The 16,647-nt window shown below is 40.1% G+C and carries 13 protein-coding genes; 8 read left to right on the top strand and 5 right to left on the bottom strand.

The window, feature by feature from the left end:
- Positions 1–425 precede the first annotated feature (425 nt).
- Positions 426–869, top strand: coding sequence for a hypothetical protein (locus IEY46_RS10090; RefSeq protein ID WP_229750214.1), 444 nt, complete (start codon positions 426–428; stop codon positions 867–869).
- A 384-nt stretch (positions 870–1,253) separates the two neighbouring features.
- On the opposite strand, the gene IEY46_RS10095 is transcribed toward IEY46_RS10090, so the two are convergent.
- The gene (locus IEY46_RS10095) at positions 1,254–2,228 is read right to left on the bottom strand and encodes a stalk domain-containing protein (protein ID WP_188991873.1); all 975 of its coding nucleotides are present in this window, start codon (positions 2,226–2,228) and stop codon (positions 1,254–1,256) included.
- Between the two features lie 847 nt (positions 2,229–3,075).
- Between IEY46_RS10095 and IEY46_RS10100 the strand changes: the two genes are divergently transcribed.
- Both IEY46_RS10100 and IEY46_RS10105 read left to right on the top strand, forming a co-directional pair.
- Complete coding sequence (locus tag IEY46_RS10100; RefSeq protein WP_188991875.1) at positions 3,076–4,104, top strand: hypothetical protein; 1,029 nt, start codon at positions 3,076–3,078, stop codon at positions 4,102–4,104.
- A gap of 1,135 nt (positions 4,105–5,239) precedes the next feature.
- Positions 5,240–5,611: a hypothetical protein gene (locus tag IEY46_RS10105; protein WP_188991878.1), complete on the top strand. Its 372-nt coding sequence runs from the start codon at positions 5,240–5,242 to the stop codon at positions 5,609–5,611.
- Positions 5,612–5,780: 169 nt separating this feature from the next.
- Here IEY46_RS10105 and ltrA read toward each other — a convergent pair whose 3' ends face one another.
- Together ltrA and IEY46_RS10115 are read right to left on the bottom strand one after the other, a co-directional pair.
- Positions 5,781–7,172, bottom strand: a complete 1,392-nt coding sequence (ltrA, locus tag IEY46_RS10110) for a group II intron reverse transcriptase/maturase (protein ID WP_188993680.1) — start codon at positions 7,170–7,172, stop codon at positions 5,781–5,783.
- Positions 7,173–7,757: 585 nt separating this feature from the next.
- Entirely contained in the window at positions 7,758–8,096 is a 339-nt protein-coding gene (locus tag IEY46_RS10115) for a helix-turn-helix domain-containing protein (protein WP_188991879.1), read from the bottom strand.
- A gap of 153 nt (positions 8,097–8,249) precedes the next feature.
- On the opposite strand from IEY46_RS10115, the gene IEY46_RS10120 reads away from it, so the two are divergent.
- Entirely contained in the window at positions 8,250–8,567 is a 318-nt protein-coding gene (locus IEY46_RS10120; protein WP_188991881.1) for a hypothetical protein, read from the top strand.
- A 51-nt stretch (positions 8,568–8,618) separates the two neighbouring features.
- Here the strand turns inward: IEY46_RS10120 and IEY46_RS10125 are convergent, their stop codons facing one another.
- Positions 8,619–8,882: a helix-turn-helix transcriptional regulator gene (locus IEY46_RS10125; RefSeq protein ID WP_188991883.1), complete on the bottom strand. Its 264-nt coding sequence runs from the start codon at positions 8,880–8,882 to the stop codon at positions 8,619–8,621.
- 527 nt (positions 8,883–9,409) lie between these two features.
- Between IEY46_RS10125 and IEY46_RS10130 the strand changes: the two genes are divergently transcribed.
- Genes IEY46_RS10130 through IEY46_RS10145 form a run of 4 tightly spaced genes read left to right on the top strand, consistent with a single transcriptional unit; the run spans position 9,410 to position 14,577 of the window.
- Positions 9,410–10,072 (top strand): TnsA endonuclease N-terminal domain-containing protein, encoded by a 663-nt coding sequence (locus IEY46_RS10130; RefSeq protein ID WP_188991885.1) that lies wholly within the window; start codon positions 9,410–9,412, stop codon positions 10,070–10,072.
- Positions 10,069–12,057 carry a TnsB C-terminal domain-containing protein gene (locus IEY46_RS10135; protein WP_188991887.1) on the top strand — a complete coding sequence of 663 codons (1,989 nt, stop codon included), beginning with the start codon at positions 10,069–10,071 and terminating at the stop codon, positions 12,055–12,057. The genes IEY46_RS10130 and IEY46_RS10135 overlap by 4 nt, the downstream gene beginning before the upstream one ends.
- A 13-nt stretch (positions 12,058–12,070) precedes the next feature.
- A complete protein-coding gene (locus tag IEY46_RS10140) occupies positions 12,071–13,057 on the top strand; it encodes an ATP-binding protein (RefSeq protein ID WP_188991889.1) in 987 nt (328 codons plus the stop codon).
- A complete protein-coding gene (locus IEY46_RS10145) occupies positions 13,057–14,577 on the top strand; it encodes a hypothetical protein (RefSeq protein WP_188991890.1) in 1,521 nt (506 codons plus the stop codon). The genes IEY46_RS10140 and IEY46_RS10145 overlap by 1 nt, the downstream gene beginning before the upstream one ends.
- 453 nt (positions 14,578–15,030) lie before the next feature.
- Here IEY46_RS10145 and IEY46_RS10150 read toward each other — a convergent pair whose 3' ends face one another.
- Positions 15,031–16,020: an alpha/beta hydrolase gene (locus IEY46_RS10150; RefSeq protein WP_188991892.1), complete on the bottom strand. Its 990-nt coding sequence runs from the start codon at positions 16,018–16,020 to the stop codon at positions 15,031–15,033.
- Positions 16,021–16,647: the final 627 nt, after the last annotated feature.

Here is a 16,647-nt window from a genome sequence, read left to right on the forward strand (position 1 = left end):
ACAGATAACAAGAAGCACGGATGAGTCGGAACGGCACTATCCTTACGGACGAAGATCCTGTCGGGCAGCATATCTGACCTCCACCTTATGGACAGGTTGAATGAAGGAATGTGGGAGCGTAGACTCTGTGAGATGTGGGAGGGTTCACCGCCATGAGCCATGTGGAGATCCAAAGGTGCAACCATACTTTACCTGAGTAGCCACTTTCTACAAGGAGTGGTCTGGGAGGAGACTTATTGTGCCTCCAACAGCCCCATAAATTTCTTCATTTACAATTTCGTTCTATTGAGATGTTATCTGTTAAGAAGAACACTTGGCCAAAAACCTAAGAAAATGCGAGAATTTAAGAGCAAAGTGATTCTCCATAGAGGGAGGATAGTTCCAATTATGGTAATATGAGGTTAAGCGTGAATGGAGGCCAAATTATGTTAAGATCTAGGTATGGGATTATTTTCATCGTATGTATGATTGCACTAGTTGGTTGCTCTAAAGATAACAATGTCAAAAAAAATGAGTATAGTTTGCAAGATGTTATTGTAGCTATTGAATCACAGAATTTAAAATTGGCATCATTCGGGATGACAGGTACTTTACCAACATTGAATGGAATTATTCCAGAAGTAAACTCGATTGAAGGCGAAGCAACAGCAGATCACACTGATCCTGAGTTTGTTTATTTCTATATTTTTAGTACTGAAGCAGCTCGTAAATCCGGAGTTAAAGAATTTAATAAGCAGATGAAAGACGCCAAATTCACAACGTATCCTTTTTTGCATGAGAAAGGAAATATACTCACTATTTATTGGGCTAAATCAAAAGAAAAGCCACTCTTTAATGAACCGATTAAATCAGCAATTGAAAAACTCTAAAGGTCAACTGACCGTCAAGAGAAATTGCGATTAGCCGTTCAACTAACGGGAAACGTTAGTTCAACTTCGAAGGGGCTGCGCCACGCGGTAGCCCCAACTTATTTTTTATCCGAAAAAATCACGTTAAACGCCAAGACTCTTATTATGATCTGGGTCTATTCAGTTAATCCTCCGATACTGCCTGACGGATGTGTCGGAGGATAAGAACATATAACGTATCGGGTCCGCGGAGTTCGCGGATTTTTGTTTTTTTCGTGATACATGTTCTTTCCCAAGACATGTATCGGTATCCGAAAAGGACAAGAACTTATAATCTTATCCCATCCCTTTTGCCTACCGGCCCCTCCTGATAGAAGCAATAGACTTGAACATCCGCTGAGGCTGTTAATTTTGCGGGATGGGAACGACCTCCTTGCGCACCTCGTCCGGCTGCGTCACGGTTAGCTTTCCGGACGAGTCGGTCACGGAACCGCCGACTGTATGCTCGAAGCCGATCCGGGTGACCTTACCGTCCAGTCCGATCAGGCCGCTTTCCTCCGTGCTGGAATCTCCGGCAATGCCTCTGCTATAGAATACCAGGGGCTTGTCGATTTTCGGCGTCGGACCCGTACGGTCCTTCAGCTTTTCCTCCAGCAGCAGTTGAAAGCTATCTCCAATGGTTCCGTCAAAATGGGCCTGCCATGTCGCGACAAGGAAATCGTCCTTGTATTCGTAATAGGTCGCCGTCTCGTTGCCCTCGATGGTGAAGAAGCGGAGTGCCTCTCCTTCGGGAAAGAGGAAGGCGGTACTGTAGTCCTCGAATTCGTGGAGCGTCCGCAGTGGCGTATGCTCGTAATGGGCTCCAGTGAACATCGCTACCATGACCAGATTCCTGCTTGCGGCCAGATCGCCGGTATAGAGCGCGTCCCGCTGCTTATCCGAGAGTGGCGACTCGATGGCGACCGTGTTGTTTTTCCATTCCACCTTGTAGCCGTACTGCTCGGAGACGAAGCGCAGAGGCACATAGACGCGATTATGGACGGCCTTCACTGGCACGTCGAGCGAAATCGGACCCGACGAGGACGAGTTATTCCCCAACGTCTCGGTCGCGGCCGTCTTCTTCCCGACGGTCAGCTTAATCGTCTGCGACCATTTGCGGACGACCACGGTGTCCGTTTTCGCATCCCAATCGACGGCGGCGCCCAGTGCTTCGGAGACAGCTCGGATCGGCACGAGCACCCGTCCCTGATCGTAGATGGGCGGACTGTCGGTCGCGATCGGCTTGCTCCTCACCGTAATGCCGATATCCACGGTGGCGAACGCGGTTGTACCGACGGATAATGCACCGATGACGGCGAACGTGCATAGAAGCTTTTTCATAGTACCCACTCCTGTTCTCATGACGGCAGCGTTCTTTCCGAATGCATACCAACAATCTCTATTCGTATGTTAGACGCGGGTGAACTTGAAAAAGTTTCCATCCATAGATTGGCTGACTACAGACTCATGGATCGGCTGCCTTCGTTGCGCTAACGGGCAGTTTAATACAACTTTTACTATTTTTGGGCGTCTAAATAGAGACGGGAAGGTATAAATTTACAATATGAGAGAGGACTTCTTGTCATAAGGATGCAATTATAAGATAGAATGTTACTTTTATGGCACTAATGCTGGCTTTATGTTGTATTCAGAATAAAAGAATGGAGAACTCTGTTAGGGGGAAGGGATTATTAAGAAGAGATATGTGGTATTTCTAATCGCACTGCTATTGCTGCTAATGGCTTTTACAAAGCCTAGTTCTAAAGATTATAAAATGTTTCTACAAAATGTCCAAGGGCTTAAATGCAATCCTGCCGATAGTTCGAATTGCTTTCATTCTGAGAATGATTTGTTGGCGTCACATCTTACGCATTTATTTTTTTATATGACAGCCGAATCTTATATTTTCGGGGACGTGGACAATAAAATATGTGTAATAGGTATTTTTAATCATTTCTTTGTAATCGAAAATAATCTTCACCCTGATTCAGATAAAAATTAATCGCAATTTCATTGGTTTCGCTAACGTGTACGATAGCTCAATATCTACATCTAAGGCAGCCGGCCAGTATGAGCGGCTGCTGCCTTCATTAAGCTTAAGGGCAGGATTGCGTAATTCTTTTATATTGACGCAAGAACAAACGTTCCCTAATATTAATGTTAAAGTAATACAATTGGAGGATACTGAATGAAAAAAGTTAATGTGCATTCACAATCGCGTTATTGGAGCTTAGTAGATGATTTGGACCAATTTGACCTTGGTGATTCAGATGCACAAGTAAGTGAATGGCACAACTTTAAAGCATTAAACTTAAATAAAAATGGTGTTGCCACCTTTTTGAAAAGTGATATAAAACTAGAAGCATTTCGCTTACAAGCATATGTCGCAATTCCAGAGGCTCCGGGATTTATTGGACTTGTCTTTGGTGCGCGTGATTCATCAAATTATGAATTGATATATCTTTCTCCAGGCAATAACGATGGAAACGGAGAAATCCAATATGATCCTGTAATGAACGGGTCAACAACTTGGCAAATTTATAATGGTCCGAATTATTTAGTGAATGCACCTTATATAGTAGGTGAGTGGATTAAATTTACTCTTGAAGTGCATCAAAAAATTGCGAAAGTATATGTTGGAGATACTGAAACTCCTCAAATGATCATTTCTAGTCTTCAACATGGAACTGTAGAGGGTAAGATTGGCTTTTGGGGGTACTTGCCAGTTTATATTCGAGATTTATCGATAGAGGATCTTTCTGATCAATCATTTGATGAATACGAGAATAACCCAATAATAAGCAAAGGGTTTATAACAGATTGGCTTGTATCGGATCCTTATTTTGAAGATTCACGTATAAGTAATTTAAATTGGACGAAAACTGTGACCGAGGAGAATGGTACATTAAACTTAAACAGACTCTATGCATCTGTAAAAGATTCAATCGTTCAAGCGAAAAGTTCTGTTTCAGTGGTTGAGGAAACTCAATCAACAATATCTTTTGGTTTTAGCGACCATCTTAGACTATGGATTAATGATCAAGAAATTTATAATGGATCTTGGTTGTGGAGTCCACCGGAAAGTGATGGTCGGATTCGTCCTGAACATATCACTATTCAAGTTAAATGGAATGCAGGCACTAACTCAATTCGCGCAGAAATTACTAGTAGAGAAACAGTATTTGGCTGGGGTTTTTGTCTAAAAACAGGGATTTAGTCTTAAACTAACGGGCAGGATAGTTTAATCCCCTCGCGAATACTTCAAGTATGGAAAGTCACGAAGTTCATATTCGGATTCCTTAAGAAGGTGGAAATCATTTTTGAGAAGATGTATGCAAAAAACGTAATGGATTCATTTTATTACCTTTTCATTTTTATTAGATCTGAGCCACTGAACCCTGTGCTATATCAAATTTTATATAAGTATAAATCTTGGTTACACAAAGACCTTAAGATTAATTACCGCTCAGTTAATACATTGATAAAAGAATTGAACTTAGTTGATGATCATCAATGCAAAACTCGTATAATCTCAAACCTTAAGAAAATAAGCGTTTTTGATAGAGCTAGAAATATTGAAAGAATCTATTTGAGTATTCTTCCGATCCAGTACATAATACAAAGTTTAATAAATGTAATTGATCAGAAGGAGACAGAAAAAATTAGAATTATGGCAAGTTCAGTACATAACTACCCATCATTTATTTTAGGTAAGTATTATTGTAATTCAATTGATTTCTGGAACGAACATATTAACTACTACAATAGAACTTTTCAAAGCGATTTTATGTACGACTGGAAGCATTTATTTTTAGAGTATTACCCAAAGAACGAGAATTGATTGTTAAGCTAACGGAGAACGTTAGTTTAACGAACAGGCAGCAATTGTACATTTATCACCCATAAAAGAACTCTCCAAAAGCGGATATTTCTTACATTTTTGTCCATGTTTTTGCGGGTGGTGTCAGCTACGCTGGTACTACCCCAGTTTAGCAGGAAGGCGGCACAAGTCGTAGCGCCTAGCGATACGGCTGGACCCCAAGAACGTTATCAGGGGATGGGAACGATAATTATCCGAAAGGTGCTGATACTGCTAATCCTAATTAGCGGACATTGTTCTTCCTGATGGAATATGTTATGTATTAAAAACCTTTTCGGACAATCATCTGCCGAGCATTCAATGATAGACTCAAAATAATATACAAGCAGATGGTGGCATATAAATCTAGAAAGGAGATGCGGACGATAACAACGGAATGCTATACCTTGGCGGATGCAACTTAGGGGTAATTGAGTCTAATTCAAGTTTAGAGGCGATACTCTAAACCAAGCGAAAAGGAAGGGGACGTGCAATGCATATCCGGAAAAATGCATTTATTTTTATTTTAGTTTTTGTTCCTTTAATGACAACTTTACTTGGATGCTTCAACAATTCCAGTCAGTCAAATGATGCAAATAATAATGAAATTCTAGGATTAACAAAGGAGATAAGAAAAATAACGTCGTCTCAATTGGCTCAAATAACAAAGGATATGACATACAGAGAAATGATAAATACACTAGGTAACACCAAGGATATTGGATCTGGAATTAAAATATTCAGATATGAATATGAAAATGGTCAATTCCTTGACATTAACATTTATGAGCATAATCTTGATGTGAGAATTCGTGAAGAAGTCTACAAACACATTCAAAACATGTTGAATAATAAGAAGCCATAATTCAAAAAGATCAGCCTAGAAATGCTGGCTAAATGATCTGCTAACCTGAGAATCTGCCGATACTAAAAATAAATGATTGAAAAAATTAGTATCGAGTAGGAGGGGGCGGCTAGCCCCCGTCCTCTCACACCACCGTACATGCGGGTCCGCATACGGCGGTTCCAAAAGGTTAACAAAGCTCCATATAACGAGAAAGTAAACTTTTCAGCCCTTTCGCTTCCCAATAGGAAGTCGGGAGGGCATTATTTGTGTTTCGAGACATCTCCCATGCCCCTCTTCTGGAGTTGGCCATGACAAAACAGGCCCACTCCGGAACTCCCAATGCCCGAAGCTCACGGATGCGCGTTCGCACGCGTTTCCATTGCTTCCACAGGCACATGCGGAGCCTTCGGCGGATCCATTGGTCAAACCTCTCGCAGTGGCCTTTTGCCGCTGCGAGCCGGAAATACCCGATCCAGCCAATGAGGTAACGGTTTAGTCGCGTAATCCGACTCTCCAGCGACATCGATCGCGTTCGGTTCGTTAGCTCGCGCACCTTCTCTTTGAATCGCGAGATGCTGTGCGGGGCTAAACGAATCGTCGCTATCTTGTCCTTTAGAAAGCTAAATCCAAGGAACTTGCGGTTCCAGGGACGGTCTACCGCGCTTTTCTCTCGATTCACGTTCAGTTTTAGCTTTCCTTCTACGAAGCGTGTGACCGACTCCATCACGCGTTGTCCTGCACGTTTACTGGCAACGAAGAGGTTACAATCGTCCGCGTAGCGAACGAAACGTAATCCTCGTTTTGTGAGTTCCTTATCCAGATCGTCCAGCAGGATGTTCGCGAGAAGCGGACTTAATGGCCCGCCTTGCGGCGTGCCTTCTTCCGTTTTCGCAACCACACCACCTGTCATTACCCCGGCGTTCAGGTAGGACCGAATGAGGGTTAAGACACGCTTGTCCGTTACTCTCCGAGCTACTCTTGCCATGAGCATGTCGTGATTCACACGGTCAAAGAACTTCGCCAGATCCATGTCGACCACCCATCTGAGGCCGCTTTGGATGTACGTTTGCGCTTGTTTCACGGCGTCATGCGCCCGTTTTCCTGGGCGAAAGCCGTAGCTGTACCAGGAAAAGTGGGCGTCAAAGATCGGGTTCATCACTTGCAGAAGAGCTTGTTGAAGGAAACGGTCCATCACGGTCGGGATGCCGAGCAGCCTTACGCCGCCTCCGGGTTTGGGGATTTCCACCCGTTTGGCAGGCGTCGGTCTGTACGTTCCCACAAGAAGTTCGGTTTTCACCACTTCCCAGTGGGTTTTCAGGTAAGCCTGTAGGTCGGCTACGGTTACGCTGTCCACACCAGGTGCTCCTCCGTTTTGGACCACTCGCTTGTACGCGAGCCGAAGGTTATCTCCTTCGAGCATTCGCTCCAACAGGTCGTTAGGGTCTTTGCGAGAGGAAGGGGCGAGTTGTGCCGACGAAGAACTCGGCGCTCCGGCATACCTTGACGGCTTCACCGCTTCTCTTTGCCGTGAGCTCTCTGGCGAGATTTTCTGCTGTCGTTGCTCTTCATGCGAACGCATCGTTTTCCTCTCTCCTTTCGGTTTGGTCCTTCCGGTTTCCGGCGTCCCGTACTCCCGTACTATGACCTCTGCTGACTCCTGCGGGTTCAGCACAGCCTCTCGGCTTTGGTTACGAAGTCTAGTTCGCGTTTCCCGCAGGTCTCCCCAGATAAGAACGTCATCTTTCCGCCCGCGCCTGCCCAAGTATACGGCTGCGGCCCTTGGCAGCTTTGGATTTCGTCATGTTATGGTGACTCATCCGACTGCAACCGCCTCAAATTGGATTCGTGTACCTCAGGCCGTGCTTTTGCCTCCAGCTTCCTTCAGATTCCGCCTCACAGCGGACACCCTTGCTCTTGGCTAATGGTAGGCGCTTGCCAGCCCCCATTCCGGACTTTCACCGTAGAGATGACGCCCATGCTGGGCGTACATATAAAGAAAGGAGCCTTCGATGGCTCCTTTCTTTCAGGGGGCGATTTTTGCACCTTTAAAAGGGTGAAGGGGAGAGAGTGAGAGCAATTTGCTCTCAAAATGTCCGGCGTTAAGTAAGAACCCAAAACTGAATAAACTGCCAAAAACCCAGCATCAATACTGATGCTGGGTTTTTCATTCAAAAAATTCATTAATAAATAAATCCACTTTCTTTAAATCATTTACCTTCATTGTAGCAAGTTTTTGGGTTAATTCATTAATTAATACATCCTTACTATTCTGGGTAGATCGAGTATATTTCCCATATGAAAATAATTCCACAATGTTAGTACCTAGTGCAGATGCAACTTTTTCTAGATTTAAAATAGAGATGTTTTTTTCTGCTCGTTCTATTCCGCCGATATAGGAAAAGTGACAACCAACCTTTTCTGCTAGCTCTTCTTGTGATAATCCAAGTGCTTTCCTCATGTCACGTATACGCTGTCCAAGTAATTTAAGAATCGTAGGTTTCATAATTACACCTCATTAGTAGTGTAATCATTGAGCGAGAAGGCTTACATCCCCGATTAAGTATCATTTCATTAATTTAATACTTATAAGTATTAATTTATGTAATAATGAGCATGATGAGAGTAACACTTCAAAAATTAGAAGAGGTGATTGTAGATGCACGACGACACCAGCCTTAAAATAGGAATCGCAAAAGTTACACCAAACGGTCTGATCTTTAATGACAATGTATATTCAAGCCCCTCAATGTTAAAAAGCCAGTGGTTCCAATTTGCAGATCGCGATGGGGAGTGGGAGCTCCCAGTTTTATACCTTACGGAAGAGAGCAATCATGTTTTTTTGTTTGATCAAGATAAAATGGAGATTGCCTCAGCGGTAATCAACGAAGTCAAACTTAGTGATGAGGTTCTTCAAGCATATTATGAAGCCTTAAACAATCTGAAAAGTCGACTGAAGGGAAATAAGAAAAGATGAGCTTCATTCATATTAATTATTTCGTGATGATGCAATTAAAATATTAAACACTTAACTTTCTTTAATGTTGTTGGGAAGAATTTTATGGATTGGTACATCTAGTACGAAACAAATTTCGTAAATAGCGTGTAATGTAATATTCTGCTGACCATTCTCAAGATAAGAAATGGAAGGCCTAGAGAGTTTTACTCGCTCACTAAGCTCCACTTGTGTAAAACCTTTACTTCTGCGTGCTCCTCTAATCCGCCTTCCAATTTCGGAATATAACTTTGATTCGTTTCTCCAATCAACGTGGTCATAAGAAGCTTTTTTCATCTCAAATTCTCCTCTAATAATCTCTCTTTTTCACTAGTATTCCCACAAAAAATAGATTCTAGAACTCTAACAAAGAAAAGAGAAATTCATAGGATTCAAAATCAAATAATTAAATGTTTATAAAACTGAATACTAAACTGAATATTTAACTCAATATCATATATATATTAGTTAGTCTATTAATATACCACTAATTAAACTGGGATCCTTCTATAAGATGAGCCCATTTTCAATATATATCAAAAACCTAAAAAAGTGCTTTATCAGGTCAACATAATAAGATCTCCATCACAATTTGTAAGTTCAGGCCACATTAAATATTAGCTTTGATTAATGATATTTCTTAAAAATGTATTTTTAAGCCACATTTTGGAGATAGATATCAAAAGGAATACCAAAGCAGTTAACGATCAAAGAAGAAGAAATAAATGGAAAACTAATAACTTAAGATGAACATGATGTAGTGGAAAAGCGATTCAGAACATCAAGAGTCTAAACGATAACCGCGAAAGGTTGGTCAATATTAAATGAATTACAAACCAATCATAGTCCCTCGAAATAAGAAATATGGAAATAATTACTGGGAGACAAGAGGTCCTAAGGTAGAAAAGAGGGACGTTATTTTATATAGTGACTTGGAATTTGATCACTGGTTGACTGTCGAATGCGATCACAATGTAAACACATATTGTGAACAGCCCAAAGAAATAACCTTCGTTATAAATGGTACGCTGCGTAAGAGCATATTCGACATGGTGATATGCGATTTTAACAGTTTGCCAACATTTGTTGAAGTGAAATATGAGTGCGAATTAAAACCTTCCCATAAAAAATATGAGCGTACAATGAGACAAATTGAGGCTCAAGTTAATTGGTGTAACCATAATGGGTTTTCCCATGAAGTTCGCACAGAAAAGACAATAAGAAAGGGAAGGCACACTATTGAAAACAAGCTTAGAATAATTTCAAATATACAAAATATTCAAAGGCCAACCCATTGTACAGTAGTTTCTAAATTACTCGAGTCTCACAGAAAAATTAAGGTATCAGATCTTTACATGTTGCTCCATGGGCAATTAGAGAAGTATGACATCTTAGTAACTCTGCACTGGCTCTATTATGAAGGAAAAATCGCCGCTGACCTGGATGAAACTATTTGGGGAGACAAAATGGAGGTGAGTTTAAGGTGAGAATTCGTCTAACAGAAATAGAGGGACTTTTTGAAGAACAAAAGAATCCCCAATTATGGCCGACCGTTGATGAATATGAATTAGACGAGGTGGATAAGGATGTTTACCTCAGAAGAAAAACTGCCGTTATGATGTACTTCAAAAGGGAAGGAACTTCAGAAGTTATCAAGAATGCAACCTTAATTGGTAGACAAGAATTGGTCCGCCTTATTAAACGTTGCATGATTCTTGATGAAAATGGTGTTGTGTGGGGATTCAGGGGGTTAATCCCAAATAAAAAAGTCAAGCCATATAAATTAAAGATAGTTGAAAATAAGCGAAATGAATCAAGAAAGTCCGGAGAGTTTATCCTACTCCTAGAAAAACATCCTGACCTCAAGGACTTAATCGATGACCTGTATCTAGGTCGCAATAGGAGGTCCCTTGAACCGGCAATGAAACCCAGGTACATTCATAAGAAATTAATTGATGCATGTAGGGAGAAAGGATTACCCCACTCGGAGTATCCATTTACAACCAAGTGGATGGGATATAGAGCATTACAGAGATATTTGAGACGCCTTGGATATCTCCATTTTAGTGCAGCAGTTTCAAGACATGGAGAGGATGCTTTACAAAAAGCTAGAAGTGCAGGGGAAGGCGAACAAAACCATCCTTCGATCTTAATGCCATATCAAAGAGTCCAATTTGATGGACACCGCATTGACGGCAGATTTGTGGTGGAATTAGTAACACCAGAAGGGGACGTGGTGACGGTGGTCTTGGATCGATTCTGGATCTTAACACTTCTTGATGTAGCTACCCGTAACATTATTGGGTATGTAATTAGCTTAAATAAAGAATACAGTGCCAGTGACGTTATGCGTTGCGTGCGCAATGCCGTTTTGCCTAAAGAAAAAATAAAGCTTACTATTGAAGGATTAACTTATCACGAAACAGGTGGGTTTCCTTCAAATGTGTATCCAGATGCAACTGCCTGGGCAGTTTGGGATGTGTTATGTTTTGATAACGCAAAAGCTCATTTAGCAAATATAGTTAGAGACCGGCTAAAGCATTTAATTGGCTGCACAACGAATCTTGGACCAGTTGCTCTTCCCATGCGTAGAGGGTTAATTGAAAGATTCTTCAAAATACTTGAGGAATCAGGTTTCCATCGATTACCGAATACGACAGGTAGTAATCCAAATGATCCAAGAAGGACCTCGCCAGAAAAAAATGCTGTTAAATGGAATATATCCTATGAGCATTTAAAAGAACTGGTGGATGTATTAATTTCCAACTATAACGGTACACCTCACGGAGGTATTTATCATCAGTCGCCTCTTGAACTACTCGAAAAACGCATGAGCAGCGGATTACTTCCACGAAGATTGGAGGAAGGGAGGAGATCAGAAATGTTGTTCTTACAAACCTCTATAACACGAACTGTCCGAGGTTCCATTACATCGGGTAGGAGACCTTACATTCAATATGAAGGAGAGGAATACCGCAGTGAGAAGTTATCGAACTCAGCTCATCTAATTAACACAGATCTGAAGATCCATGTGAATGTTGACGATATCCGAACCATAAAAGCATTCCTTCATGATGGCAGTGAATTTGGTTATTTAACTGTCGCTGGAAAATGGTCCCTCACTGCGCATTCCTTAGAGACTAGAAGAGCGATTAACTCATTAGTTCATCGCAAGTTACTGCATTTCACAAATAATGATGATCCAATTTTCGTCTACACAGATTACTTAATGAAAAATGCAAAAAAAGGAGGTAAGAAAGGAACATTCAACAAGATCACCAAAGTTAATGAGGCTGCTTCTAAGAATTCACCGGTTAATGCACCTGAAGAATATACTCGGGCATTAGAAACAGCCCAGGCACAGGAAGCTGCCTTGGATAAGGTAAGAGAAATGAATCAAATCCAACAGCAAGAAATTGAAATAGGGCACTATGAAAAAATGCTAATTAAGTTCAAAACAAAATACGTCTGACAGGAGCAATAGAATGGAACGACCAAATATTATAGTGGGAACACATCCAATTGAGATGGGACACTATCTAATGCCTACAAAAGAGGTTCTCCGTCTAATGGAGGGTATCTTCAAAATCGTAAATAATCGGATACCCGGTATGATTGTTTACGGTCGTCCAAGGCTAGGTAAATCTTCTGCTGTTAAATTTGCAATTGATTACCTCCCTAATCAATTAGGTGTCTCATTACCTCTTTTGATTGTAAATACAAAGTTCTATAAGAGTCCAACAGAAATCAAATTTTACAGTGATATGCTTGCTGACTTCAAGTTTCCGTTTTCCAATAAAAGGGATCCTTCGGAGCTTAGGAGGCAAATTGTCTCTTTTATGCTTGAAAAGGCAGAGAAGTCTACACAACGCAGGATAATTCTTGTTATGGATGAAGCACATCGATTAACTGAGCATCACTATAACTGGCTGATGGATATTTATAATGACCTGGATAAAGAAAGGATTAGCTTATCGGTTATTTCTGTTGGACAAGAAGAGTTACTAAACAGAAGAACCTTTTTTCTTAAGGAAAAGAAGGCACAAATTATTGGGAGATTTATGACTCATGAACACCGTTTTTGCGGGTTACGGTCACTCGATGATATCCGGTTTGTATTGAAATGTTATGATTCTGCTGAAATTTCACCATATCCTACGGATAGTGATTGGAGTTACAGCAGGTACTTCTTTACCGAAGCATACGATAAAGGAACTCGATTAGAGCACGACGCAAAAGTTCTATATGAGTTGTTTAGCGAAGTTCGAAAAGAACATGGTGTTTCTGCGGAGTTCGAAATCCCAATGGAGTACTTCGCATTTACTGTTGAAAATGCCATGAAAATTTACGGTGCACATGGTGATCGGTGTGATTGGATTTCCCGAAATCAATGGAAGCAAGCGCTAAAGCTATCCGGATATATTGAATCAGAAATTTATATGGCATTAGCGAACGAAGGGGCAGATTCATAATGAAACAAATAAATATTATTTGGAGAAAGGAGTGGACCAAGGAGTATGAAAGTCCTTGGTCCATCTTCGAGAAAGTATCTTTGGCAAATCTTGCTGCTCGTAACGTTATAATCCGTGAATTCGGTAGTAGTGATGTAAAAAAGTTGAAGTCGGCAATAGGTAACATCTGGAGGGAGTTTATCACCCTTGAAGGATTTGACGAAGATATTCTTACGAATGTCTTAGGCTTTAATCTAAAATATCAGAATAATCAAACCATCAATAAGATTATCGGTCCATTGCACAAATACCACCATTGGCCAAATATTTGGTTTAGAAATCATTTGAGATGGTGCCAACAATGCATCAGTTCCGGCTTTCATAGCTGGCTGCATCAATTTATATTGATTGACAAGTGTCCTTATCATGAGATGGATTTGATGGAGGAATGTCCGAAATGCTTTAAGCAAATTCCTTTTCTATTAAGTGATGTTCGCCTCAGCAAACCGTTTACTTGTAAATGTGGTTTTGCTTTGTCTAATCCAATTAAATGGTTATGGCGGGATTGGAATAAAGCTTATGTACTTCAAAATTCGTCCGTTCTCCAATGGATATCAAATTATGGGGGAGCTGTCGAGGATGAAACATGGCTTTTTCTTCCACAACATACCAGCTTAGAATTAATGTGTTGTATAAAGCCGCAGCAAATACGACGCTTTTCCAATCAACACAATAATATGATACGAGGGAGTAATTTCAGGTTAACACTAGAACAGAACAAGGCAATATTCGATGATAATAAAGATATATTTAAGTCAATCGATCGATACTTACGTAAGACGATTCTATATAAACATAGCCATTGCATTAAACAATTTAGGGAACTCCGAAATACGGGTCAAGTAGAATTTCCTAGGATTTGTCCATATGCTTATGCTTATGTTTTTTGGAGACAATCTATTTTGAAGAATTCCAATTTCTATCGTGTTAATAGAAGGGCAGACGATATAGAAAATGACGATATAAAGACATTAAGTGAAACCCATTTACTTTTTGCCACCAAACTGATTGGAGACGAGCTCAAGTATCTGTACGAGCAATACTTAGAGATAAATAAGCTTAAAGAGAGGAATTTCCAATTATTGCGATGGATATTAAAAAAATTCACAGCAGATTTTTGTTTTAAATTTTTTGATGAATGGTTATTGATTGCAGGTGATAGAAGTGAATCTAAAACAGTTCCCAGATGGACCAATATCTATCCAATGAAGCAAGTCAGCATTTCAAAGTTTATAATCAAGCTGAAGAAACCAACCGAAGATTTCATAGAGGTTGCGTATTACACAAAACAAACTATGAAACAGCAAACCATTACAGAATACAAATGTCCGAATTATTCGCAGCGAAGTAAATACATTATTAACACAATGAGGACCTATGATCCATTAGGAGTTGCAATGGATGTATATTCAAGTCCAACCAGCGAAAACAAACAATTTAAAAAATACGTAGACCAATATGTAGCTCGATTAGAAATATAAAACAAATCAACAAATCAGCGTTACCGAATTAAAATGGTAGCGCTGATTTGTTTCCGGGAAGGAAAAGCCCAGAAGAGCGCGACTCACCTTAGTATAGAAGTTCTTGTCGTTTTTGTATAGAAGTTCTTGTCGTCCGACAACAATATTATTAAAATGCTTGTAATGGGGTTTTTCTGGTTTACATACATATGTACAAAATACGGGTTTTGTGTAAATGTACATCAAAATCCGTGACAGATAACTTTCTTTGTCACAGTCTTCCTTCTTGTGCATGCCCCCCCTTATCAGAAATGCCTTGGTCTTCTGCTTCGGAATGTTAGGTTGATAAATTTGGTGTTATTTAATAGTGACGCTGATAAGTTCCTTGATCGATTAGTTTCAAACTAATAGCAGTTTTTGGTAATCTGATCAGCAAAAAACCGTCCACCACAAGGACGGTTTTTACATGCTTTTTCAGTGCACTTCCTTTATTTCGTTCATAAATTCTCTAAGGTCTTTAACGATCTCTTTGGATTTTGTATGATGCAGATAATGATCGCCATCCAGAGTAATCACTTTTCCGTGCACGGAATCTTTAACTTGTTCTTCATGCAGCGGTATCCAATCTTTGACGCCTGTGTTGTTCGATTGTATAAAAAATAAAAGCGGAAGATTTTTTTGGAATTTTAAATTTCGAGCTGCAACAAAATTAGGATAAATATGTTCCATTTCATTTAAAGTGGTGGATTCATACATGTTTTTGAGAGAAAGCAATCTTATTTGTTCTTTTGTCTCATTATCATACGGCAGTCCAGCATATGGATTCTCACCAAATTTAAACATCAATCTGCCGAAACCTGATTTTTTAAGCAGTTTAAAAGTTTTTATTGGAAATTTAACATCCATACCGCCTTGCGTTGGAACGCTGCTATCGATCCCGACAAATGCACTTACTTCGTTTTCATATTTATTCACATAATCCAGTCCATAAATGCCTGCAATGGAGTGACCCATTAGAATATATCGGTCAATACTAAGACTCTGTAAGGCTTCGTGAATTTCACTCACAATATTCGCTGTGCTTCGTTCCTTTTCAGTTCCATCACTTAATCCATAACCAAATGGCTCAACCATGACGACTTTGTAAAATGGTGATAACTCTTCTATTAGCGGCTTAAAATCAAGAGCCGGTGCTGCTGTTCCATAACCTGGTAGTAGTACGACTGTTTCTTCGCCTTTTCCTTGAATCAAAACATTCATATTATTCCCATCTACAGGTACTAACTGTCCATAGGATTCGATTCGTTTCGCCTCCGAATTACTACTGATTACATTCGTGATATAGACAATACCTAGAAAAAGAACAATGGCGATAACGATTGCTCCTATAATTTTAAGTAAAATGTTTCTCACTTTTTTTATCATCGATCCATTCCTCGTTTTCTTTTCCTCTGGTTGTGTCACTGTCATCTTCTCCTGTCTTGAACTGTTCATTTTGATTCCTTCATTTGCCGCTAATGAGATTTAACTGACACATCACCTATTAATGAATTAATTTATTTCTTTCATAAATCTTCTAAAGTTTTCTGCTATTTCGTGCTCGGGTATCCATCGATCCGTTGTTGAATGATTCGCGTGGATAAAGAAAATAACAGGAGATTGGAAGGGAATGTCAGCTGTCAGCAGCTTTAAAATTGGCATACATACTCTCGGCCTCATTCAATTGAGTTGAATAATTCATGTTTTTGTGTGTCAGAATTCTCAATGGTGACATTCATCTGTTTTCCATCTACAGACACATATTGACCAAAAAGCTCCATTCTTTTTTGCTCCGAATGACAAATACTTTAAGCAAAATGTTTAACACTATCATTGTTTTTGTTCCACTCCCTGTTTTCTTCTCTGTTTCTTGTGTCAAACTCATCTCCTCCTGTTTCAACTCAAATTGGGCTAACGATCCGCTAATAAAATTCTACAAGACGAAGATGTACTCCCTATGACGACTGTATGAACAGAGTATGAACTGACAAAAAAATGCCACGTCTCACATACAAGGAAGCTTGTATGTGAAACATCGCATCAGAATACGGT

Origin of the sequence: Paenibacillus nasutitermitis (assembly GCF_014641075.1) — a bacterium.
GTDB classification, from domain to species: Bacteria; Bacillota; Bacilli; order Paenibacillales; family Paenibacillaceae; genus Paenibacillus_Z; species Paenibacillus_Z nasutitermitis.

Excerpts from the sequence above, each read along its gene's own strand:
- IEY46_RS10090 (WP_229750214.1), top strand. The coding sequence starts at position 426 with ATGTTAAGATCTAGGTATGGGATTATTTTCATCGTATGTATGATTGCA.
- IEY46_RS10095 (WP_188991873.1), bottom strand. The coding sequence starts at position 2,228 with ATGAAAAAGCTTCTATGCACGTTCGCCGTCATCGGTGCATTATCCGTC.
- IEY46_RS10100 (WP_188991875.1), top strand. The coding sequence starts at position 3,076 with ATGAAAAAAGTTAATGTGCATTCACAATCGCGTTATTGGAGCTTAGTA.
- IEY46_RS10105 (WP_188991878.1), top strand. The coding sequence starts at position 5,240 with ATGCATATCCGGAAAAATGCATTTATTTTTATTTTAGTTTTTGTTCCT.
- ltrA (WP_188993680.1), bottom strand. The coding sequence starts at position 7,172 with ATGCGTTCGCATGAAGAGCAACGACAGCAGAAAATCTCGCCAGAGAGC.
- IEY46_RS10115 (WP_188991879.1), bottom strand. The coding sequence starts at position 8,096 with ATGAAACCTACGATTCTTAAATTACTTGGACAGCGTATACGTGACATG.
- IEY46_RS10120 (WP_188991881.1), top strand. The coding sequence starts at position 8,250 with ATGCACGACGACACCAGCCTTAAAATAGGAATCGCAAAAGTTACACCA.
- IEY46_RS10125 (WP_188991883.1), bottom strand. The coding sequence starts at position 8,882 with ATGAAAAAAGCTTCTTATGACCACGTTGATTGGAGAAACGAATCAAAG.
- IEY46_RS10130 (WP_188991885.1), top strand. The coding sequence starts at position 9,410 with ATGAATTACAAACCAATCATAGTCCCTCGAAATAAGAAATATGGAAAT.
- IEY46_RS10140 (WP_188991889.1), top strand. The coding sequence starts at position 12,071 with ATGGAACGACCAAATATTATAGTGGGAACACATCCAATTGAGATGGGA.
- IEY46_RS10145 (WP_188991890.1), top strand. The coding sequence starts at position 13,057 with ATGAAACAAATAAATATTATTTGGAGAAAGGAGTGGACCAAGGAGTAT.